The 22,770-nt window shown below is 39.8% G+C and carries 18 protein-coding genes; 14 read left to right on the top strand and 4 right to left on the bottom strand.

Going from position 1 to position 22,770, the window contains the following annotated elements; translation table 11 throughout:
* From M2132_RS05145 to M2132_RS05130, 4 genes are read right to left on the bottom strand one after another with little or no spacing between them, the layout of a single operon-like run.
* The gene (locus M2132_RS05145; protein ID WP_280672009.1) at positions 1-6,171 is read right to left on the bottom strand and encodes a hypothetical protein; all 6,171 of its coding nucleotides are present in this window, start codon (positions 6,169-6,171) and stop codon (positions 1-3) included.
* 32 nt (positions 6,172-6,203) lie between these two features.
* Positions 6,204-6,974 carry a hypothetical protein gene (locus tag M2132_RS05140; protein ID WP_280672008.1) on the bottom strand — a complete coding sequence of 257 codons (771 nt, stop codon included), beginning with the start codon at positions 6,972-6,974 and terminating at the stop codon, positions 6,204-6,206.
* Positions 6,952-8,451 (bottom strand): phage portal protein, encoded by a 1,500-nt coding sequence (locus tag M2132_RS05135; RefSeq protein ID WP_280672007.1) that lies wholly within the window; start codon positions 8,449-8,451, stop codon positions 6,952-6,954. The genes M2132_RS05140 and M2132_RS05135 overlap by 23 nt, the downstream gene beginning before the upstream one ends.
* 1 nt (position 8,452) lies before the next feature.
* Complete coding sequence (locus M2132_RS05130) at positions 8,453-10,051, bottom strand: terminase large subunit domain-containing protein (protein ID WP_280672005.1); 1,599 nt, start codon at positions 10,049-10,051, stop codon at positions 8,453-8,455.
* Positions 10,052-10,185: 134 nt separating this feature from the next.
* Here M2132_RS05130 and M2132_RS05125 point away from each other — a divergent pair, with 134 nt between their 5' ends.
* From M2132_RS05125 to M2132_RS05060, 14 genes are all read left to right on the top strand, one after another.
* Complete coding sequence (locus M2132_RS05125) at positions 10,186-10,830, top strand: hypothetical protein (RefSeq protein WP_280672003.1); 645 nt, start codon at positions 10,186-10,188, stop codon at positions 10,828-10,830.
* A gap of 15 nt (positions 10,831-10,845) precedes the next feature.
* Positions 10,846-11,247 carry a hypothetical protein gene (locus M2132_RS05120; RefSeq protein WP_280672001.1) on the top strand — a complete coding sequence of 134 codons (402 nt, stop codon included), beginning with the start codon at positions 10,846-10,848 and terminating at the stop codon, positions 11,245-11,247.
* Positions 11,248-11,251: 4 nt separating this feature from the next.
* Complete coding sequence (locus tag M2132_RS05115; protein ID WP_280672000.1) at positions 11,252-12,349, top strand: major capsid protein; 1,098 nt, start codon at positions 11,252-11,254, stop codon at positions 12,347-12,349.
* Positions 12,346-12,816 carry a hypothetical protein gene (locus tag M2132_RS05110; RefSeq protein ID WP_280671999.1) on the top strand — a complete coding sequence of 157 codons (471 nt, stop codon included), beginning with the start codon at positions 12,346-12,348 and terminating at the stop codon, positions 12,814-12,816. Before M2132_RS05115 ends, M2132_RS05110 begins: the two co-directional genes overlap by 4 nt.
* Positions 12,813-13,175 (top strand): hypothetical protein, encoded by a 363-nt coding sequence (locus M2132_RS05105; protein ID WP_280671996.1) that lies wholly within the window; start codon positions 12,813-12,815, stop codon positions 13,173-13,175. The genes M2132_RS05110 and M2132_RS05105 overlap by 4 nt, the downstream gene beginning before the upstream one ends.
* Position 13,176: 1 nt before the next feature.
* The gene (locus tag M2132_RS05100) at positions 13,177-13,506 is read left to right on the top strand and encodes a hypothetical protein (RefSeq protein WP_280671994.1); all 330 of its coding nucleotides are present in this window, start codon (positions 13,177-13,179) and stop codon (positions 13,504-13,506) included.
* Positions 13,506-13,991: a hypothetical protein gene (locus tag M2132_RS05095; protein WP_280671992.1), complete on the top strand. Its 486-nt coding sequence runs from the start codon at positions 13,506-13,508 to the stop codon at positions 13,989-13,991. Before M2132_RS05100 ends, M2132_RS05095 begins: the two co-directional genes overlap by 1 nt.
* The gene (locus tag M2132_RS05090; protein ID WP_280671990.1) at positions 13,991-14,392 is read left to right on the top strand and encodes a hypothetical protein; all 402 of its coding nucleotides are present in this window, start codon (positions 13,991-13,993) and stop codon (positions 14,390-14,392) included. The genes M2132_RS05095 and M2132_RS05090 overlap by 1 nt, the downstream gene beginning before the upstream one ends.
* A 100-nt stretch (positions 14,393-14,492) precedes the next feature.
* Positions 14,493-15,035 carry a hypothetical protein gene (locus M2132_RS05085; protein WP_280671988.1) on the top strand — a complete coding sequence of 181 codons (543 nt, stop codon included), beginning with the start codon at positions 14,493-14,495 and terminating at the stop codon, positions 15,033-15,035.
* A gap of 75 nt (positions 15,036-15,110) precedes the next feature.
* The gene (locus M2132_RS05080) at positions 15,111-15,575 is read left to right on the top strand and encodes a hypothetical protein (protein WP_280671986.1); all 465 of its coding nucleotides are present in this window, start codon (positions 15,111-15,113) and stop codon (positions 15,573-15,575) included.
* Between the two features lie 11 nt (positions 15,576-15,586).
* On the top strand, positions 15,587-15,799 hold the full coding sequence (locus M2132_RS05075; protein ID WP_280671985.1) for a hypothetical protein: 213 nt from the start codon (positions 15,587-15,589) through the stop codon (positions 15,797-15,799).
* Complete coding sequence (locus M2132_RS05070) at positions 15,786-21,584, top strand: tape measure protein (protein ID WP_280671983.1); 5,799 nt, start codon at positions 15,786-15,788, stop codon at positions 21,582-21,584. Before M2132_RS05075 ends, M2132_RS05070 begins: the two co-directional genes overlap by 14 nt.
* A gap of 126 nt (positions 21,585-21,710) precedes the next feature.
* Positions 21,711-22,118 (top strand): hypothetical protein, encoded by a 408-nt coding sequence (locus M2132_RS05065; RefSeq protein WP_280671980.1) that lies wholly within the window; start codon positions 21,711-21,713, stop codon positions 22,116-22,118.
* Positions 22,108-22,764 (top strand): hypothetical protein, encoded by a 657-nt coding sequence (locus M2132_RS05060; RefSeq protein ID WP_280671978.1) that lies wholly within the window; start codon positions 22,108-22,110, stop codon positions 22,762-22,764. Before M2132_RS05065 ends, M2132_RS05060 begins: the two co-directional genes overlap by 11 nt.
* Positions 22,765-22,770: the final 6 nt, after the last annotated feature.

Here is a 22,770-nt window from a genome sequence, read left to right as displayed (position 1 = left end):
TTATCCTAAATTACTAAGTGGGAAAATTTTATTGTAGTATGCAAATTGCGACCAGTTTGCCGCAGCTTTATAAGCATTAACCAGTCCATCAGGAACATAAACAGATACAGATGAAGTGATTAAGCCGTTTTGCTGCTGTAACATAGATAATGGAATCAAAGTACTTGACCTGATTACTAAAACTGCATCCGCGGCAAAAGGAGTACTACCAGTCCATTGTCCTTTACTATTCATTGTCGATAACTGTATTCCGGCAGGTTTATAACTTTCCGGCATGTCAATTCGTTGTATAGCCCTTTGATTACCACCAATATATAACCGAGAACCCGACACACTGTTACACCTTATGTTTCTGAGGTCAATATTTCTCACACCATTTTCTATAACTAACTCGGTGAAGTTATTGCCTGATGTATCGTTTATAATCAGATTTTGAAGTACCGGTAAGGCGTCCAATAGGTGTAACTTTCCTTTCAGCTGAGAAGTACCGTTGATTATCAGTGTTTCCAGATTCGGTAGAACAGGAAATGAAGAATCATACAATTCTTTTAAGGTAACAGATTTCACATCACTACCCCAAGAGAATGTTGCTTCTTGAGCATCATCTATAAGGGAATAAAATCGTTCATCGATATTTAGTGCCGAGTAGCCTTTCAATGGCAGTACAAACCTGTATACTTCAATGGAATTGATAATCTGTTTAGCAAGTATAATCCCTTTACGAGCCGTCTCAACATAGCGCCCCGAAAGCAAGAATTGTTCGATTGAATAACAGTTTTGCACCGTGTTATACCCAAATTTAGGAGCAGTATCAAGAGTTTCGGAATCTGTATATATGCCCAGCTTTTTCAGGGCTGGCAATGTATTTAATTCCGCTTTACCAGCCTGAATACTAACTTCGGTAAGGGTATCACAGTTGTTAATCATAGTACCTGTGCCACCCCAGTAACGGGCTTCATTAAATTTAACTACACCCGAATTGGTTAAGAATCCCGCTGGAATATTAGTAAATTGCACCTCGTCTTCGGATATTTCACCATCTTTGTTAGAATCGTATTTTGTAAGAGCCAGCTGTTTCATTCTCTCGTCTTCAAACTCTATCACATCCAAAACTACGTCATACGTTACGGTTAATTCAGGGAATAACTCCCGTACTCTATCTAACGTTGCTTGAGAAATAGAAGCAAAACGAATCTTACCCGTAACTACCGCAGTCGAAGTAGTATTACCATTAGCGTCCTCTCCACTCATACCGAGCAATGCTGTGATAGTTTTAGAAGATTCATCGTAGGCATTAATATTAGTAATACGAACCTTTCCGAGTACATTACCCGTAGTCTCAACAGCTTGTTTCACTAAAGCATAGCCGTCAACATGAGGCGTATTGTCCACGACAATAGTATTCAGCTTCGCATATCCTTCGACAATGAAGTTGACAAGGTTAGGTTGGTTTTTCAAATAAATAGCCGTAACAGTAGCAGGGAGATTCAGCGTTTCCAGTACTCCCTTACCCGGCAGGGCTACACCGGTAATGGCCGAACCTCTGGCCTCGACAGTTTTCAGTGAATAACAACGTCCCAACTCTAACGCTTGGTTCAAAACCTTACAGTTGGCTACATTGATAGTCTTTAATAAGGTGTTATTTCCCAGCGACAACGTTTTCAGAATGTTGTTTGCATATCCGACAGCAGTGTTACCCAATATAAGGTCTTCGAGAGCGACACATTCTACAACGTTTACCGATTCGCCTGGATAAGCCCCCGACAAATCTCCCAACGATTTTATACCTCTTGCACCATAAATGAACACCTCGGTATTGTTGTACTGAATATTCGGAGGGGTAAGCTTATAGGTTTGTCCCGTTTTCCCACGCCCAGCACTTAGCTGATAAGAAGATACCAAAGCTCTTACATACATAGGCATCCCGATACGGATGTTCAATTCCACTTTAGCAGGTACCGCCAGATTACCGGACGGGGTGTTTACACGAATATGCGCAAATTTTGCCCGATAGTCGCCTGTGAAATATTTGCCGTCCATATAGTAGAAACGATTCGTTAACCACCAAACACGGTGCCGCGAACGGCTTCCCTGTAAGGCATACAGATAAGAGTCATCTCCATCGTCAACCAACGGGCCGATGTACTTGAATTGTCCGTCGTGATTATAGACGGTTTCGCACCATTTTTCAGACTGTCTGTCCTGGAATATTTTCAAAGCGGCATCTAAAGACATCGCATTCTTAATCCGGAGTTCAGCATATAATTCTGCCAGTTCTGCCTGATAAGCAGCTTCAACCAATGTCCACAATTCTGAGTTCCAACCGTTCCAAACGTGAGAACTACCATATTCATCCTTAGTTTCGATATCATAGTTGAACGACATACGTCCCTCATTGTTGATACCGATAATGGTATCGTTGTCATAGAAAATAAAGTACCAGATCAAGTCGCCCGACGCGCTCTTCTCCCCATAAGTGGTTAACATCTGGTTTTTGGCCCGTTGGTCGATAGCCCCAAATAGTTCTGTTGCCAAGCAATAGAATACAAGCCACTTCTCATTAAAGTGATTCTTACATTCGCTCTTAAACTTTGTAGGATTTCCGATACAGGAAGCAACCCACGACCACAACGGTTTTATGTTGGTGGCATTATCGTTTCCGTCAGGATAGCGACCTTCCAAATCATTCAACCATGCCGGAATAGTCTCCCCCTTACCGTTTACGATGGTAGATGTCCAATCCGCACCTTTGAATAGGCAGATATTAGAGGTATTATTCAAAAACTCCCAACACTCCATGCCCGGCTGGAATCCGAACACCTGAGTAGACGACTTGTCATCATTGAAGTTATATTTACCTAAAAATGTAGGTGCATCGGATTCGTTTTGCTTGTGGAAGATAAGGCATGGATAACCGAATACGGTTGTACGCACCCTTTCATCATTGGCTTGTGGTGGTATGGTATAGTTCAATTTCCGCAGAGCTTCGTCCACAAGAACAGCCATACCCGTATTATGTGTACCGGACGATTCCGCAAAGTCGGCTTTCATACAGAACACCTTTGCCGGTATTTGGGTTCCCAACATAGAATAAGTAGGTGATGTTTGCCCCGTCTCGGTCATAGTGATAGGCTCTTGAAACTTGAACTTGTAGTTCTTACGTGGATATGCTTGTGAGGAAGTACCCTGTACGTCATTTTGGATATTCTTTCCCGACCACGATAGAGAAGGATTCTTCTTGTCCTCATACAACATATCGCAGTTTTTCTTATCCCCCTTGAAAGTAGGCAAATCGCCGACAATAGTTAAACAAGGAAGCCAATCGAGTGCCTTGGTATAATCAATCTCTCCAAAATCGTTCAATATATTATTGAACTGATATTTTTCTACTTTTTCATCGAAATTCTCAATATCAAAGATATAATTGCCGAATATCTGGTTAAAATCCAAACTGTTGTTATACCATCTGATAGTGTATAGCATGGTTATACATGCTCTGTCGCCTGTACCAACTGAGAATCCGGGAGAACTACTCTGTGACAGGTTGTCCGTTGACGAGAACTGTATCGATCCCGACATGATTCCATCAATGTACAACAATAGCAACCGGTTTTGATTGGTTCTCTGAACAACGAATGATACGCTTACTTTTGTAGAACTATCCAGATTGGCTGTGATTTCCGTTTGGGCCGATTTCAGGCGAATATAGTTAGGCTTCACCTCGATACCAATACCATCGGCAAAGCAACTCATGATAACAGCTTCGGGGTCTACTACATCCTGCGTAGCAAATTCCACAGTAAAGGTCATGCCCTCCTGAAGAATACCAACACCGAAAGGCTTTATAGCTACGTTTATTTTACTCTCGCCAATGAGCCTCAAATGGTTGTTCCCGTTTACGTCACGATGCCATCCGTCATCCGTCCACATAAAATCAGAGAAAATAGCATCGTAGTCTCCATATTTCCATGAAGCCCTGTCTGCTGCGGAGTTCGATTTGCCGATAGCAGAACCTTTGTACTGCAAGTTTCCAACCTCTTCCATGATATCGTATTCGGATGCTTCAACTTCGAAGGTAACCGCTTTCATTACTCCCCGACACTGTATCCTCAGTTGGAAAGTCCCCTGTTCTTGTGCTAAATAGGACCATATCTGGCGCGTACGTTCAACGTCCAATGTCTGAACAAGCACATTGTTTACTAACAACTCAACACGGGCTTTCTGATTATCCGGATCATAAATTACGAACGGAATCTCAACAATCTCGAATTGGCGGACTTTGGTTTTGTTGAAGGATATAACAATAGCCGGCTGAGATAGCCCCTGACTTGTGTTGATGAACTCATAATAAATCTCATTACTTTTCAGGTTGTAGCCGCCAACGGTACTCTCGGCGACAACCCGGATAGAGTTCGTACCCGGAACAAGTCCTGTCAGATTCTTCGTGAATTGCTTATTGGTAGAATCCGTTACATCGGGTGCTATTTCAGCACCATTTAACCAGAACCGGATTGTTTTGGTTCCCGTTCCTTGAACAACATAACGGAACTGAACGGGTTCCCTATCGTAAAAAATATCATCTGCAAATGTAGATGTCAGTAACAAAGAAGCTACCTGTATAGTGTAGTTCAGTGTACGGTAATTGTTGTAACTGTCGGTAACACGTATTCTCACAATATTGGAGCCGTCATTCAGATAACCTTTCAGGTTGATGGAATTATCACCCTGATTTATCGTATCCGTCATTACGGCAAAGTTATTTACAAGAATGGTAAGGGTACCAGGGCCTGTTTCGGAATCATCCTCAGTATCGACAGACGTCCAGTTATAGTTCAGTATAGCATCTTCTCCTTTGGAAACGACAATAGTAGTAGCCCCGATAGCTTTCATCTTCATAACGACTCCTGTTGACGGACCTGTTCCGCCACCACCTTTGGGGATGATCACACGACCGACTTCCACACCGTTAGATGTGCCGATAATGGCCATGTTATTTTCGTCAACGTCTTCGGACTCAAGACCATCAATCTTACCCAGAATAGCACTATTCACCGAATCGAATTTGATTTTCAAATCTTCAATATCAAGCAATAGCGGTGTAAGGTCACGTTTCAGGGCATACTGTGTCCAGCTGCCATTATTACCCCACGAACCGATAGTTTCACCGACAAACTGGTCCAAATACCAAACACCATCGTTTAACTTATAGGTGATGATTTGACCTATGATTCGATCGGGTGTTTTAACTGTATTACGGGCAGTTTCAGAATTGGTATATTCCTTATTTTCCTTGTAAGACAAATTTAGAATTCCCGAAGGCAGTTCAATAGCTTCTCCGACATCAGTTCCCTCAGAAGTCAGTTGTAGCTTATTTTCGTCAGTCAGGCGTACACCATCGGCTCTGGTTTTAAGAGCATCGCGAAGGTCTTTGTCTAAATTCGTCATAGACGTATTGATGTCCTTCACTGTGTCGTTTACAAGTTTGTTAAGTGTTTGCAAATCGGCACTCGTAGCTATTTGTACCCAATTAGAATCAACATTCCAATTAGTGATATCGGCTCCGATAAAGAAATCGTACACCCAACCAGTTTTTAACTTATATAAGATGAGCTGTCCCTGCTTTTTATCAGAATCTTGTACGGCTGCTCTCGCGCTGGTAGCGTTATCATAGTCGTATTTGTTTGTCTCCTCTGAGATGTTGAGTATACCACCCGAGCCTACGGACTCCCATGAAGAATCAGCCTTCCATGCATCGTCATTCGTAACATTAGATATGGTACAGTATTCTACGATCACCTTCTCCTTTGTCTGGTATACTAATATCTGGTCTCTACCTCTTGATGCGGCAGGAACCGCAAGCCTAGCTTGTTCGGAGTTAATGAATGTAAAATTACCTGTTTCAGCCGATACATTTAAAAAGGATGTTTTCGGTACTCTCTTTTTCAAAGCTTCTGTAATTGCCGCTTGGGACATAGGGGTAGTAGTGGAAGTTCCTTCCTGCTGAACGCAAGGATCCCCTCTGTATGGCAAATCATTCCAAGAACGAATGCCATCGCCAAGCTTATATTGGTCCGTATCTAATTCGTAACCAACTTCTCCTTCCATAAGGATCGGGTTGATTTGAGCCCAACGCTCTTTAGTGTCCCGCCTATGCTGAAATCTGTCCGCCATAATGTATTATTTGTTAATTATTCTTTTATATACTAACCTAGTGCGTTTCCACAATCAATTGTTCTAGCTCCTCCGTACCGTGAATCAGCTCTCCCACCGTCAAATACTCGGGAAGAAGACCCAAAGGCTACCCAATAATCATCATTGATCCAATCAGATATGTTGTTGCCGGTAAATTGTTCTGCAATCCAGTCTCCTGTCGATAGCTGATATATAACTACCTGTCCCGAAGCTCTCAGATAATCCGGAGTATCTAAACGCGCTTCCTTTTTATTTGCGTAGTTATATTTATCCTTCAGTTGGGAAACATTAAAAAATTCTTTTCTATCTGTTTTATCCTTTACCGCTTCTTTGATGTATTCATCTGCCTCAGTTCCGCCAATAGTTATATTTGTAGACCCAAAGAACATATCGAAATTGATCGTTCCTGCATCTATCTTCATCTCGACTTTAGCAATTCCATTATCCATAGAAAGCCCTTCGGGTCCACAATCGATATATGGATCCAAAAGTTGGCAAGGAATACTCTTTCCAATCTTTACCTCGCTTCCCTTTGATAGCTTTACCACTATGTTAAAAGCTCCGGCATTAAGGTTTCTGGTCTGATCAGCAGATAGATCTATTTGGAAGGTATTCTTATCTATATCCGATATTGTGGGTATTATTTTCCCAGAATAAGGAGTAAATAATTCTACTGTTTTAGTATATCCACTAATATCCAATAGCTCTGCCGGAGTCTTATTATCATAAGCAGCAAACTTAATATTCAGCGATTCTCCTTTATAAAACTTTAGTGTTGTCATCAGTTTCAGTTTTAGAGTTTTGATTATCACTGTTTTCTTTTTCGGTTTCAACAGCTACACGCTTGTTTTCGTCAGCAGCAGCATACGGATGTATGTCGGTGGCGGTTTCTACCGATATAGTACCTTGTGATTTACTATTGTTTATATTCGATATTATTTCTGTATCATTTTGAGGTATGTATGGAATTATTTTTCCAAAAACCTTAAGTCGTCCCAATTGTGCTGAACTCTTAGACTCTATCCCAATCCCATAAATGAACAAGCGCAACATCCTGTCAATAAAACCGTCCCATTTTTTTGCTTCGGATATAGCTTTCTCTACAGCGGAGCTAAACAGCAATTTCACAGTTATACCTGGTAAGTCTCCACTCGTTTTAACGGTTTCCGGTGAAAATGAAATAGTATGGCTTCCTCTGAATATCTCTTTAAGCATGAAATCCATGAGGTTCGTAACATTTTTCGATTCGTTTGCCTGTAATAGTTTTCCATCGGCATCACCATCTTCCCCTGCTAACACCTTGCCTCGCTCATCCCTACCCGGTAGAATATCGACAGACCCTTTCAAGAAAAGAAGGGGGTCTCCATAATAGCGGACGCTTTCCGCCCAGAGTGAAGCATGAAGCTCAAAATCTTCAATGGGTTTTTGAACTTTATTCCAAGCGACATCCCCTCTTTTGTAGGCAATAGGAATTTCTTTAAATCCGTGAGGTTTAGGATTAGCAATCAGTTTAAACTCATACCCATCTTTTTTGTACCTGTATTTTAGCGTATCATCCCAGACATCTAAAAATTCAGAAGAGCTGTCACCATCAATATCCGAATAGTATATACCGAAAAGGATCAACTCGTCATATTCATCGTAATGAGGCAATAAGCAATATCCGTCTTTCCACGAATAAACTTTCCAATCAAGCTCTCCCCTTTTGTTAAAGAATTGTAGCAGGGCTGTGTCTCCTGTTGTCAGTTGGTTTTCGACATTTTCTGATAAAGCAATATCCATATTTTTTGATATGTAAAATTGCTTCAGTGTAGTAAAGTATTTTTTATCCTCTGTTGTTTGGGTTTCGTTTGCGAGAGTCAGTTGGAGATCATTCCCTGTCAGGTGTACTTTCTGCTTTGTAGCGATAACTTCTTGGAAAGGAAAAGCCATGCGAGTTACAGGAATTGTATCTTCTCTCTCTCTTTCTACTTCTACAACATCTCCGTCTTCGTTTACTATATCCTCTTTGTAAGTTATCAGCACCTTTTTGTCATCTAATACAAAACGGCTATGTATCGCATGAGAATATGGATCCAATTCATCCAGAAATGTATCTTGGGATACGACATATTCCCTTCGCCTTGGTAAAGTGGCTATGGTTGCTACATCTGTAAATCCGCAGAGAGGAGATACATAAGGTGTAACTCCTCTGGTAAAAGGCTTCTTAATAAGAATCTTCTGTGGATTGCCTAACAACTCCTCTTTTGTACGTCCCATATTATATATAGCGTAATCGATGTTTATTTTTTATTATATGCGGCTTTCTTAGTTCTAAAGCCTCCCTCATTATCCAAGCCTCAGTAAAGTCTGGAGATTTATTTATCAGGGTTTTCATCTCTGATTTCTTTATCAAAGCTTTTTTCCCATCTGTACCATCTTCTTCCCAACGAAACGCTCTACGCTCCTGTTTCAAATGAGATTTTAGCGTCTTTATCTCTTTTACTTTTTTTACTTTATAATTTTTATTGAGTAGGGCTTGATTAAAAGAGTATCCCTTTTCTTTTATGCGATTAGCCCATTTGTCTGCACATTGGCTTTTCAGGTTCTTATAGTTTTCGGAATTTTCTACTTTCCCATTATTCAGGAACTCGTAAGCTCCTCTGAAGAATCCTGATAAATATGATCCGGAGCCATTATCGTCATACACAATCATCTTGTCGGGTATACTGTGTTTACGCTTTAACCGATTGATGATTGCAATAGCTACATTAGATTCGCATTGGGGTATTACCTCTATATCTATCAAATGAAATCCTTGCCATACATATATCACCATAGCATCGTCACCTTTGAGTGCAGCATCTATGGTCATGCACTTGCGGTCATTCACTTGCCGCTCCATATTATCCAATACAGCGTCCATGTCGGCAACTGACACCAGCTCATCATCCTCACTGGAAGCTACATTCCAGTTACCTAATAATAGTTGAGATGTAATAGTGTCTCCGGTAGTTGTCAATGAACCGAAATAGGACTGGTCTTCCCCACCTATCAAAGCTTTATTCTCTGCTAACACACCTTCGATGAACGTAAAGGACTTGATGAAATTCATCGGGTCAATTATTAGCCCTGTTTTCTTTCTCATCCTGTCAACAATAGGTTTGATGACATCTTTGCATTGTTCGTATACTTCTTCTTTTGTATCACCCCAAACAACACTTTCTACTGTTTTCCCTGTAATGTAGAAGTATCGTATTTTACCATCTCGGTCTGGTCTGATGAATCCATCGTCTCCGATATACCAATCGAGCCAAATACGAATCCAATGAGTAGAAGATGGGTTGCAAGAAGCTAAAAATTGTGGTCGTACAGAACATTTTCCCCCTGTCCGGTTACGTGAAAACAGATAAGCAAAAACAGGAAACTCTATTCCTGTAATTTCATCTATGTATATAGTTGTAATCTGCCGCCCTTTCCATATCTGCTCAATCACTTCCATATTTTGATTCTGTAAGTGGTTGAATTGGATAGTAGCTCCGCTTCCACATCTGAATTCGGCAGGATCGGTTTCTCTCCATGTTCCCGAAGCTTCAGGAAACAGAGCTTTGGCTGAATCTACAAGTCCTCCTTGCGATTTGGTATCTTTTAGTGTATTTCGAAGAGCCACTCCTCTGTAGTTTGGTTCATCAAAACCATACATGAATTTCATCAGATTACCAAAAGTTTTACCAGCACCGGCACCTCCTCCATTAAAGATGACATCGGCATTACAAGCTAAAACTTTCTGCTGAAATCCTGCTTGTGGTGCTATGTAATCCTTCGCTTCAGGTATATCTACATTAGCCTCAAAACGATTTATGAACTCATGTTTCTTCAAGTTACCTTAAAATATTGTACAGCAAAGAAAAAAGAAATTAGTTTCTTTTGCAACTATTTTAGTGTTTTTATTCACTGAATTAAAATAATCTTATATATTTGCACAAACAATTGTTTCAGAAGTAACTAATTTTTATGAAAGAAAAAATCTTACCCATACTTGAAAAAGCTGTAAAAAACAGCACATTTTCAGAGAGAACCTTTTCAGAAGTAGCTGATGCTATGGCTAAAGCTGCAACTACAGCAGGAATAACAGACGATAAGCTAGAAGCATTCGTAAATGATATGCTCCCCATGTTCAATACGTTTCAGGGGGATGTTAATAATCAGATTTCCGAAGCTGTGAAAAAGGTAAAACCTTCTAAAAAAGAAGATGGGAAAACAGAAGAACCCAAAAAGGAGGAAAAGAATGATCCAGACAAGCCTTTAACATCAAAGGATATCGCGGCAATCGTTGCAGAAGCGAATAAACCATTGATGGAGAAGATAAACGGATTTGAAACTTCTTCTAAGAGATCGGCTATCGCTCAGGATGTAAAAAAGCAATTGATGTCGCAGTATAAGATTAAGAGTGAACTGTGCGATAAAATAATCGGGCGCATCGAAATTACTCCTGAAAGTACAGTCGAAGATATTGCGAAAAACGCTTTGCAGGAATATAACGAATTAGCATCAAATTTTGGTCTTCAGGAGGCAACAACCGAAATACCGGGTTCTGACAGAACACCTCCTCCTCCGGATGTGAAAGATATTGATGCAATTCTCGATAAAATGACATAAAAAAAAATAATAAAAATGGCAATATCAGAATTAACAGGAACTTCTAAACAGACCATCATAACAGGTAATGACAATGTCGTTATCGTTGATGTCTTTCAGGAAGTGCGCGGTGGGCGTACACTCGATGTTTCCGGTTTTACAAAACCAGTAATCAATGCAGGGCATTTGGTTATAATGGAAACAGCGACTAAAGAATACAAGCCCATGCCTTTAGCTGCTTCAGGTACCGACTATGCTGCTCTTCCGGCAGGACACGAGTATGCAGGAGTTGTGATCCAAAGCAAAGAAACGAAGGACCCGAGAGTAGGAATTCTTCTAAGAGGAACTGTCAATTATAAGGCTGCACCTTATGACATGACCAGCATCCTTGACGATGTGAAGGAAGTGTTGAATCTTATAAAATTTGTGGAGGACTAACATTATGGAACAATCTTTATTTTTAGAATACATTATTTCCCATTTTCCGGCGTTGGTTCTTCGACATATTGAAAAACTCAATGGCAAGAATCAAACTGCCCTTACTTATCTACACAGAATTCTTCTTGATAAGAAGTTCTCTGTAGATGGCAGATGGGCATCTGTTATAGGTAATTACAACCGCGTTGCGGCTGATGTAGTAGCAATGGATTCCAGTCTTCCTTTGAAGAAAAGGGATTCTCTCGAAAGAGCTACAGGGAAAATACCTAAAATGGGTATGGAATTGTGGTTGAACGAAGAGCAAATGACCGAGATCGACACACTTATCGCTCTGAAGACACCTATAAACGAAATCATTGCCAAAATATTAGCCGATGTACCTCGTGTAATCGATGGTATTTTGGAGCGTTTGGAGTTGATGTTCCTCGAAGGATTATCGACAGGGATAACAGTACAAGACGACAACAAGAATGTGGGAACAGGAATCCGTCTTGACTACGGATATCTTCCTGAAAATCAATTTGGGGTAGCCGTGTTATGGTCAGATGCTGACAATTCAAAAGTGGTGGACGATATCAACCGTGTCAAAACTAAAGCAAGCCGCGAAGACGGAAATACTTTGGAATACGCTTACGGTGATTGGTACGCTTTCCAAAATCTTATCAAATCGAAGCAATTCAAAGAACAGTTTGCATTCAACAAAGGATTCGTAGGTAACAATATACCTACACCGACTATTGAACAGGCGAATACTGTATTCAAAAGTTTGTGGGGCTTCACTTTTACCGAGGTGAACAGGACTATCAAGCTGGAGAAGAATGGTGTACGTTCTACTATTACACCTTGGGCAGAAGGGCGAATTGTCTTCACTTCCGATTTGAAGGTTGGGGCTTTGGTTTGGGCATCGCTTGCTGAAGCTAACCGAAAAGGACAAATCAAAACAGCTACATATCAAACTGCGGATGAGTATATTTTGGTATCGAAATACCACACAATAAAACCATCTTTTGCGGAATGGACCGCTTCGCAAGCTCGTGTTTGTCCAGTAATAACCAATGTTGACCGTATTTATACGCTCGACACTAAAACAATTCAAGCATGAAGGTAGTAGCGTTGACAAACTTTAGGGACATTGACAATTTCACTAAATCGTATGTCGAGGGAGAAAGTTATGAATTTCCTGATAAAAGGGCTAAAGAATTGATCAAGTCTGGTTTGGTTCAAGCTGAGGGTAAATCTGCAAAGAAGGGAGACGAAGATATCTCTTCAAGAGAAGCAGAACTGATTGAGGCCAGAAAAGGTCTCGAAGGTTGGGCGAACCAACTTAAAGATCAAGAAGCAAAGCTAATTGAGCGCGAAAAAGAAGCAGTCAATACAGAAACCAAGTTATCTCAAAGAGAAACAGAATTGGAGTCTAAGGAGTCAGCTTTTAGCTCTAAAAAAGCCGAAATGGATTCCCAAGCTGAGGAGTTGGAAAATCTTAAAAGTGCATTAGAGTCACAGCAATCCGATCTTGAATCTAGGGAAGCAGCTCTTGTTGCAAAAGAAGAAGCCAAAGGTAAAAAATGACCGTAATTGATTACATAGAAGGATTAGTTGCATTCGAAGTTCCTCAAAAAGCTTCGGATGCCATCCTATTTGCTCGCGGAATAGATGGGGAGATGATAGCCTCCGACTTAACTCAAAAGCAAAGGGATCTTATATATGCTGATCTTCTTATGTATGGTATAACAAAGCCATCGTCATCCGGAGGTGAAAAGAAAGCACACGGAGGATTTTCCCATACAACCAAAAGCGAAACTTTCACCTACCGAGATGATTGGTTTAAAGCGGCAATGGCTATTTATAAGAAATATGGAGACCCTAAATATGATCCGGGATCTTTAGTGAAAATAACCAACGCATCGAGTAGATGGAAAAGAAGATGATATGGACTTTGTAGAATTTCCACATAGTTGTAAAGTATTCGATTCAATAGTTGATGAAACCCTACCACCGAGCCAAAGAGTTCCCGATGAGAAGGTTATTGTAGAAACGATATGTGACATACAAGCTGCGGGAAAGCCTACGGATTCAAACTATGCTATTGATGCAGACTATATTGTCTATATACCGATTATACGGATGCCTAAAATACAAAAAGGGTCTAAAATCGAATTACAGTACAGCGACATAGACAAAAGAACAGGTATAGTTAGGCAATACGAACCTAGTATGATGCTCGGGAACAGAATATGGGTTAAAGAAATTGATAACTGATGAAGATTAGTTTTAGTTCTTCTCCTAAAAATAAGGCGGTCGTTGAGGCCAGTATCACGAAAGTGAATCAGATGACCGAAAGCTTAATACTGAATGCTTACAAGCAAATTGGTCAGGCGAGTCTCGGTTACGCTGTCCGCAACAGAAAATGGGAGGATTATACCGGAAACCTTCAAGATTCTATGGGATACGGTATTTTCAAAAATGGTTCTTTGGTATTCTGGGAAACTTTGGATAGCAAGCAATATGAATGGCATTACGGACATCGGGTTACTAATGTTTCCGAATTCCCTTATGGAGCACAGGCTGCATTACAAGTGATGAACAATAATATCGACTTATTCTCCAATGGCTATAAGCTTCTGATTGTAGCTGGAATGGGGTATGCTTTAAATGTTGAAAACATCCATTTGCATGAGGTACTCACACAAGCTATGGCATTTACAGAAGATAATTGGAGAACATATTTTAAAGAAGTGGCATAATGGTAAACAAAAACTACAGCACTGAGCGAATTGAAGACACTCTTTGGGACTTGTGCCAGAACGTAGCACGTGTGTCGGACAAGGTGTTTGTTGGTAAACGCCCGGACTCGGCAGAATACCCAATGGAAACATTTGTTGTTGTGACAATGCTCACAGCAATGAAAGATTGGGAGGCTTATGGAAAAGGCGTAGTTCGTATAGCCATGTATGCAAAAGATTTACAGGGCGGAACTAAGAATAGTCCTGCATTAAAGAAAATGGGTGATGCCATAATGGAGCACTTACCTTATCAAACCGATGATTATCTGTTTGACTTCTCTAGTGAGAGCGGTTTTCCGGATAAGAGCGGATATAACATAAAAGCAATAAATGCTTATGTGGTAACCCTAACAAGAAAATAAAGGGAAAAACCCTCAACATATCGCACAGGAGTCGCAGACTCTTTTATGGGCTTGCGCACAAAAAAGTATTAACGAATAAATTTTATAAGTAATGGCAGATTTGAATCTAACCAAGCCCGCAGGGTCATTAGTGGCCAACTTAGGTTTATCCATCGGACAAGCCGGTATTTACTGGGCTGATAGAGGGATGGTAACGGATACTACCGTATGGACGCATTTAGGTGTCGTATTGGTAGGTACCGGTTCTATTACTGATGAGGCAGCAAGCAAAACAGATATAAATGTAGAGGAGTTGGACATTCCTATATATACAATCTGGGAGAAAAACGGAGGAATTATGTACGAAGGTGATATTCCTGACCTTTCTCTTGCTTCGGCTAAACTTCTGTTAGGAGCAGAACAGAGTACAACTTTTGACAATGTAGTAGGTCTATCCGGACAAGCTTTCGTCAAAGAAGGAATGTTTTGGTTGAAGCCTAAAGTTGGTGGTAACGGTATTGTATTTACGAACGCATCACTTGTTGCTAACATAACAGGTAATACGACTAAAACTGAAACTCTTAACATCCATATCCAAGTATCGGCAAATGCAGGTGGGGGTACTGGCTTCGAAGAAAAAGCTGTTCTGATGATCGGCAAGTAATAGACTTTCAAGTAATAAACCTAAACAGGGGGTGGGACATACTCCCGCTCCCTGTTTCCTTTTTTAATAAAATATATGCAAGAATCTACAATAGATAGTCAACATGAGCAGGGAGCTCTTCTGTTGAACAAAGCCATAGGTTTGAAAATAGGCAAATATACCTACCGATTCAAACCAATGAAAAAGTATACCAATTGGCGTATTTCCTTTCATCTGGTGTCTCAAAAAAGAGCTAATCCTAATTTAGCTGCTACTGTTGGAGCTATGAGATTCTATCAGAAAGAACAAGCCAAAGTATTATCCCTTGGGCTATTAAATAATTATTGGCTGATACTCTTTTTTCACTGGATACATTGGCGAATATTATTTCATCGCTTGTCGGAAGAAGAATACTCACAACTATTGTCAGCAGTTATTGATCGAATGGATGCAGGTTTTTTTTTGCTCAATATCGAGACAGCAGAGAGGATAAACTCATTGATGAGAAAGCAGACTCCGGAGGAAGTTTCAACTTCCCCAGCAGAACCGAAGCCGGATTAATGGCTTCCTTCATGGAAAAGTACCATGTTTCAAGAAAAGATTATATGAATATGCCTTGTGCTCTGATTTCTTTAATGATGTTGGATGCTCCAAAAGTATTATATGGTAAGAAATTGACCGACCACACAAAAGAAGAAATAGAAGAAGTCGCAATTCAAAACAGGGATAATCAGCCTACAGCTATGTCAATGGCACAAATATTAAATAAGGATGGCCACAAATAACGATTTAGGATCTTTATCCTACTCACTAAATATAGACATATCTCAACTTCCGGATACAATTAGGAACGTTGAGAAACAGCTATCTGGTATAAGCACTGTAGCTGATATATCTACTCGTGTAGATTCCAACCAACTGATTGGAGCAATAAAACAGGCTTTGATGGCAGAGGATTTCAAACTGAAGGTGACTTTGGACGATAGTTTCAAAAATACCATCAGTAACGCTGCATCCTTACTTAGTAATGCTACAAATGGAAGTGGGGGGACTAACACTACTGCCCAATTAGGATACATAGATACCCTTATCCAAAAACTAAAAGAACTTGAAACACAATATAAGAATTTACCTAAAGGAGCTGATACTTCCAGATTAGTTCAGGAGTTTTCATCGGTACAGTCTGAACTAAATAAGGCTGGTAAAAATTTGTCTTCCGTATTTAATAAATCTTGGGCTGATATAAACAAGATGGCCGAAAGCACTATTGGCGATCTCAAATCCAAAATAAAATCACTAGAGCAATATAAACTAAATATTCCCTTAAGCAATCCGGCAGAAATAACGAGGGTGAGTGACCTTATAAATAAATTGAAAGGTGACATATCCTCTCTATTTCAAACTCAACAAGTAAATCCTTTTCAACTACCCGAGAATTCAATTAAAGAAATAGAGGCTAAAATAAAAGCCCTTAGAGAAGTAAAGGATTTTGCCCCAATCAACTCGCAATCGTTTATAGATGCTGAAAAAGCAATAACCGGATTGCGAGATAAGCTTGCTTCTATCGGTCAGCTTAATCTACAACAAGCCTTCTCTTTACCCGAGCAATCTATTGAGGAAATCAAAAGAAAGCTGAGAGAGATTGAGGCTTTGAAAATAAAAGCTCCTATTAGTTCTTCCGATTTCAGTGACGCAACGAAAGAAATTGAGCGTCTTAAGAAGCTGCTTTCCGACATAAATAATCCACCTAAAGTCAACCGTTCATTCGCTGAAGTTATGGGTATGGGTACAAATACCCTTAACCAAATAACGGAAAAATTGAATGAAATACGCAGATTAAGAGGTGAAATAAATGTCAATAATCCAAACGGAATTTCGCAACTCAATTCGCTTAATAAAGCCGAAGCCGATCTGTTAAGGCTTCAGCAACAAAGATTAGGTGTCAATAAACAGATAAATGAGACTTACGCATCTCAAGCTAGTCTTGTAGACAATCTGACTTCTAAAGCTCTGGCATATTTCAGTCTTGAAAAAATGCAACAGTTCGCGAACAAACTGATTGAAATACGCGGAGAGTTTGAAAAACAGCAAGTAGCCTTACAGGTTATACTTCAAAGTAAAGATCAAGCTGATAAATTGTTCTCTCAAGTCGTTGATTTAGGGTTGAAATCACCTTTCTCAATCATGCAGTTGAACTCTTACGTGAAGGGGTTGGCAGCCTATAGGATTGAGACAGATCAGCTATTTAATACAACAAAAAGGTTAGCAGACATATCTTCGGGACTAGGAGTAGATATGGGTAGACTTATATTAGCTTACGGACAGGTGAGAGCGGCTTCTGTACTTCGTGGTCAGGAGGTCCGTCAATTTACGGAAGCAGGGATTCCCTTGATAGAAGCTTTAGCAGATCAATTTACTAATTTGGAAGGGCGTGTTGTATCTACGAATGAGGTATTCGATAAGATTTCCAATAGGCTAGTTCCTTTCGAAATGGTACGCGATGTATTGTTCGAGATGACCGATGCCGGAGGTGTTTTCTTCAATATGCAGGAGAAGCAAGCCGAGACTTTAGGTGCAAAATGGAAGAACTTACAGGATGCTATTGATGTAATGTACAATAGCATCGGACAGGATAATGAAGGCTTCCTAAAAGGTATGGCTGAAGGTCTAACTACTATGACCGAAAACTGGAGAGCCATCCTTGGTATATTAGAAAGCCTAATAACAGCTTTTGGGGTTTACCGTCTCGGTATCATGGCTACTGGAGGAAGTATGGATGCCTTGATCGCTAAAACAATGCTTTGGCACAGAGGTAGCGATGCTGCGATGAAGAAATTCATTGCTTCCCAAACAGGTATTACTGGTGCTTTTACGAGGATGGGAATTGCGGCTAGAGGTTTTGGCGCACAACTCAAAAACTTATGGGCTACCAACGGTCCTATGTTATTAACAGCAGCAATAGTCGGTATTGGAATTGCTATATACAACACTTACAGAGAATCGCAACGGCTGAAAAAAGAATTAACAACGATTGCTGAAGGTGGAGTTAAGGAGATGGAATCTCTTATCAAAGCACATGATGAGCTGATTGAAAAGTTGGATAAAACAACAAAAGGGACTATCGAATATAAAGAAACGAAAGATAAACTTTTATCTCAATTCGGGGAGTACTACGATAAAATGCGTGTTGAAGCTGAAGGGTATACATACATAGCAGAACAAGCCCAGTATGCTGCGGCATCCATCCAAAAAAAGATGAAAATGTCGGCTATGGAAAAAGCTATGACAGCCATTGAAGATTCAAAAGGAAAAGATCGTAATGAAGCTTATGCTGTGCTACTATCTAAACTACCAAATCCAAAAACTCTTAACAGAGGAGTAAATCAGAAAGGCGGTATCGAAGAAGAGCATATTAAGAATTTGGCAGATCAAATAGCTAGTAGAGTTCAATCTTCGGCTGACTTTAATTTTTTGAAACATGGGTATAGTGATTTTAAAAAAGAGGTCCTTAAAGTAACAAACGAAGTATCACGAGAATACGGATTGTCAAAAGAACAGCAGGTTTATCTATCATGGAATGCAAAGGAGTTAACAGATTATGTTGTTGCCGTAAAACAATACAATACTGAGATGGAACGTGCATCTAAAGTTAATGATGCTGTGTTTGGTTCTTCCACGATGATGAAGTCTATACCAGGTGATGCGCGATCTCCTAAACAACTGTTAGACGATTTCAACGAAGCTGAGAAAAAGATTAAAAAAAATCTCGAAGACCGAGAGAACCAGATAAGAAATAGTGAGAAAAATGAAAATATAGCTGCTGAAAAAATAAACCAAGCTCGGGCAGATTCGTATAAAAAATTAAAAGCACTATCTAAGAATTATAATAATTATAAACTATCCGAATATGATGCTGAATTAAAACGGGTAGAGGTTACTTCGTCTAAAATAAGAGATGCGGTAAAGAAAACATTGGGTTATGACAGCAAGTATTTCTCTCCTTTTAGTGCTTTCACGGATGCTAAGAGTATGCAGGATGCTTACAAGTCGCTCAAGGAAATTTTAGCGGACCCGACCAAAAGTGATGAAATTGTTAAGGATGCTAAAGACAGAGTTGAGGCTCTCAAAAAAGTAGCGGGGGAGCTAGGCGTGAACTTGGATCCTAAATCTTCCCAAAAAGCAGGAAAAGCAGGAAAAGCGGCAGAGGATGCCCGATTAGCCAAATACAAAGCTGAAATAGCGTTGGTAAAAGAAGCTAACGGTGCTTACAAGAAATATCTGGATGTGTTGGATGAGTCTAATGCTAAGGCTAAAGTCGAAGAAAACTTTGCCGCTCAATTCAAAGGTTTGGGTATCGATATAAAATATGCATCAAATGAATTAGCCTATTACCAATCTATATCGGACAAACTTTCAAAAGGAACTTCTAAGAAAGATGTTGCTTTATGGAACAGTGTCAATAAAGAAATTGGAGGTACTCAATCGGAAGAAGAAATAGAGGCGCTCAAAAAACAATGGCAAGACCTAAATGATCTTTTCGATCTCAAGAAAGAAGCTTATGCACTTCGCGATATGTATATGCAGAAAGGTGTAAGTAAAGAAGTTTCCGAATCGTTTGTAAAACAAATATATGGTGACATTCCTATTGAATTTGATAATTTTCAAGATGATGTTTCTGCTAAATTATCCGATGCTAGCAGCAATTGGGGTTCTGATGCTGGAAAAACTTTTAAAAAGAGATTTGGTCAGGAAGCTAAAAACTCATTCTTAGAGATGTTGGATAAATTCCAAACTACTCAACAAAAAATAGATGGTATAAACTATAAATACACTCAGATATTTAAGGATCTGGAAACCCAGAAAAGTAAAGTATCTGCGGAAGTGTATGCGGGTATGGTAGCCAATGCGGAAACAGCAAAAGCCGAAGAATTAGCGGCTGTTACTGCTACCGCCATTCAAATGACTGATGCATACCAAAGGATGTTTGGCAACATATCTGAAATGTCGGAAAAAGAGTTAAACTATCTCATTCAAAAATGGAAAACAGCCTTAGCGGAGGCTAAGCGAAATATGGATGGGACATTTTCTATACGCATTGACGGAAAAGAGTTTAAGACCACAGAACAACAAATAGCATCCTTCACCAAGAAAGTGTTGGCTAGTGAAAAAGAATTGCGCTCAAAGAATCCGTTTAAGATACTCATAGACAGCATAAAAGAACTTCAAGAAAACTCTCTCCTCAAAGGTAAACTGAATGACGAGTTATCGCTATTGAAAGCTGAAAGAGATAAAACAGATAACCCGGAAGATATAGATAAACTAAATTCAAAAATTGAGGAGACAGAAGATAAGCTGAAAAACTTAGATGCGCAGAATGCTACAACGTGGTCTAAAATGGCCGCAGGAATAGATAATGTGACTAAACAAGTTACTGATCTTGCTAATTCTTTTATCTCCCTTTTTGAAGCTCTCGGAGCAGATGAAGACACAACTGATACTCTTAATGACATTGTTGGTATTGTTGGTGGTTTAGGTGATACTGCATCAGGTGTAGCTCGAATAGCGTCAGGAGATATTATTGGAGGATTATCACAAGGCGTAAAGGGTATTGCTGGTGTTATCTCTTCCATTACATCTTTGAGTGACCGTAAGCATGAGAAACAAATACGCCGCTTACAAGAAGCCATTGATGCTTCTAAAATAGCATACGAACAACTAGGCAGAGCAGCCGCAAAAGCTCTCGGCAATGCCGAGTATGACACGAAAAAACTACAAATAGCTGAGCTAAAAAGGCAACAACAACTTATTCAAGGTCAGATAAAATCGGAGAAGGATAAAAAGAAAACCGACAAAAATAAAATCAAGAATTGGGAAGAAGAGTATCGCCAATTAGGTTATGAGATAGAGGATATTATAACAGAGATTACCGAAAGCCTCACTGGTAGTATCAAGGATATGGCTAATGAAATGACTAATGCGTTAGTCGAAGCCTTTGAAGCCGGAGATGATGCTCAAGAAGCTATGTTCAAATCCATAAAAAACAATCTCAAACAAACCATATCCAAACAGTTCCAGAAAACTGTTGTCGAGAGTGCACTTGCCCCTCTGTTCAAGAGAATGAATGAGATGTTGGGCATCGATGACCAGGGGAATGCTACTTACAAAAGATTTACTCCCGAACAGGTTAAGGAACTCATCGGTATGGCCGGAGATATATCCGAGGATGTGATGGATATCTTCAACTCAGGAGGATGGAAAGAGATATTCGATGCTCTTACCAACTCGGGAGAATTATCAGGCTTGTCGAAAGGAATACAGGGACTAACGGAAGATACGGCTCAGATTATCGAGGCTTACTTGAATACCATAAGAGATGTTACCATATCGATAATGATTAATAGTGAAAATCAATTGTCAGTATTGCAAGCCTCGCAACTAATACAGTCGCAAATACTAACGGAAGTTGCAACAATGAGTTCTGCCACTGTCTCTATGAACAACGCATTGAGGTCGGTCATAGCGCAGTCTAATGGAGATAATGGTGCCGGAATAAGAGTTTATATAAAATGAGGGTCACAGACCCTTTTGTTACCCATTTAACTATAAAACCAAAGAATGGAATTATCAGATTTATTATTAAATGAAGCTATAAATAAGGGACTTTGCAGACCTTGGCAGGAAAACTGGAAAGGTGACATGGACTCTCTTATGTCTATGTACAAGAGGGGTATAGATTTTTGTATCGAACATGATTATCCTTCGCTCGATATAATACGAAGGTATCTGAAAGGGAAAACTGAAGATTATAATATCTATGTCGATTCGGATTCGGAAGCAACTGTGTATGCCGATACTGTAGTCGTTCTCGGGGACAGTAAAATGAAAATATGGATTGCCGATTATGGAGTGGTGAGCCTATATCTTCTCCACAATTCAGAAGTATTGATATTTTGTGGCCCCCATTCTAAAATAAGCGTTGAAACATACAATGATTCTGTAGTAAAAGTGAGGAGGACAACAAATGTATCTGTTTACAGATACGATAATTCCATAGTCGAAGGTGATAACGTAAAAATATATAATCGTGAACGCAATGCAACGTAATTTTTTCATACAAAAAGCCAGTGACGAAGCGAAAGATATATTTGCCGAATGGGGAGTTGTTATAAACGCTACACGAGGACTGTTAGAGATACCCAATCCTAAAGAACCTTTTAGCCGTGATTGGGCTGAAAGTCAAGGCGTAGAATTATATATTCCTGATAAGGCCATATTCGCAGATAAAGAGGTGGAACTGGATGTAACCTATTATGGGGCTCATGGTAGAGACCAGTTCAACAAGTTTATAACATACCTTATTCAACCCGGTAAAAACCAATATACACAAGAGAACAGAGATGGCGTTTTTCAACTTTTCTCTCCTTACCGGAATACAGGGGCAAGGCTTACTTACAAAAGTATGTCGTTCTCGAAAGAAAAATATCGGGGATACTGTGTAAGCAAGGATCTGGTTCAGGCGACATTGAAATTCAGATGCCCGAATGGGTTATCTTTTGGAGCATCTACTTATGGAAGAGCATCTAATTCATTGACATTTGAAATAACAGAGGGTGAGAATATCGATGTTTTTTATTCTGATGGAACTCGGGATCTGGATAAAACCGAAACTTTTACGAAAGATAATATCCGATTCTGCATAATTAATCCGAGTAGTATTAACGCTATAAGGGTCACAGACCCATTTATTTAACTTAAT

It is taken from the genome of Dysgonomonas sp. PH5-45 (genome assembly GCF_029893235.1).
GTDB lineage: Bacteria > Bacteroidota > Bacteroidia > Bacteroidales > Dysgonomonadaceae > UBA1309.
Note: the sequence above shows the minus strand (reverse complement) of the source record. Positions and strands in the feature narration are given on the sequence as shown.

Excerpts from the sequence above, each read along its gene's own strand:
- M2132_RS05120 (WP_280672001.1), top strand. The coding sequence starts at position 10,846 with ATGGCAATATCAGAATTAACAGGAACTTCTAAACAGACCATCATAACA.
- M2132_RS05080 (WP_280671986.1), top strand. The coding sequence starts at position 15,111 with ATGCAAGAATCTACAATAGATAGTCAACATGAGCAGGGAGCTCTTCTG.
- M2132_RS05060 (WP_280671978.1), top strand. The coding sequence starts at position 22,108 with ATGCAACGTAATTTTTTCATACAAAAAGCCAGTGACGAAGCGAAAGAT.
- M2132_RS05105 (WP_280671996.1), top strand. The coding sequence starts at position 12,813 with ATGACCGTAATTGATTACATAGAAGGATTAGTTGCATTCGAAGTTCCT.
- M2132_RS05095 (WP_280671992.1), top strand. The coding sequence starts at position 13,506 with ATGAAGATTAGTTTTAGTTCTTCTCCTAAAAATAAGGCGGTCGTTGAG.
- M2132_RS05090 (WP_280671990.1), top strand. The coding sequence starts at position 13,991 with ATGGTAAACAAAAACTACAGCACTGAGCGAATTGAAGACACTCTTTGG.
- M2132_RS05145 (WP_280672009.1), bottom strand. The coding sequence starts at position 6,171 with ATGGCGGACAGATTTCAGCATAGGCGGGACACTAAAGAGCGTTGGGCT.
- M2132_RS05110 (WP_280671999.1), top strand. The coding sequence starts at position 12,346 with ATGAAGGTAGTAGCGTTGACAAACTTTAGGGACATTGACAATTTCACT.
- M2132_RS05100 (WP_280671994.1), top strand. The coding sequence starts at position 13,177 with ATGGACTTTGTAGAATTTCCACATAGTTGTAAAGTATTCGATTCAATA.
- M2132_RS05125 (WP_280672003.1), top strand. The coding sequence starts at position 10,186 with ATGAAAGAAAAAATCTTACCCATACTTGAAAAAGCTGTAAAAAACAGC.
- M2132_RS05135 (WP_280672007.1), bottom strand. The coding sequence starts at position 8,451 with ATGGGACGTACAAAAGAGGAGTTGTTAGGCAATCCACAGAAGATTCTT.
- M2132_RS05070 (WP_280671983.1), top strand. The coding sequence starts at position 15,786 with ATGGCCACAAATAACGATTTAGGATCTTTATCCTACTCACTAAATATA.
- M2132_RS05140 (WP_280672008.1), bottom strand. The coding sequence starts at position 6,974 with ATGACAACACTAAAGTTTTATAAAGGAGAATCGCTGAATATTAAGTTT.
- M2132_RS05075 (WP_280671985.1), top strand. The coding sequence starts at position 15,587 with ATGGAAAAGTACCATGTTTCAAGAAAAGATTATATGAATATGCCTTGT.
- M2132_RS05115 (WP_280672000.1), top strand. The coding sequence starts at position 11,252 with ATGGAACAATCTTTATTTTTAGAATACATTATTTCCCATTTTCCGGCG.
- M2132_RS05065 (WP_280671980.1), top strand. The coding sequence starts at position 21,711 with ATGGACTCTCTTATGTCTATGTACAAGAGGGGTATAGATTTTTGTATC.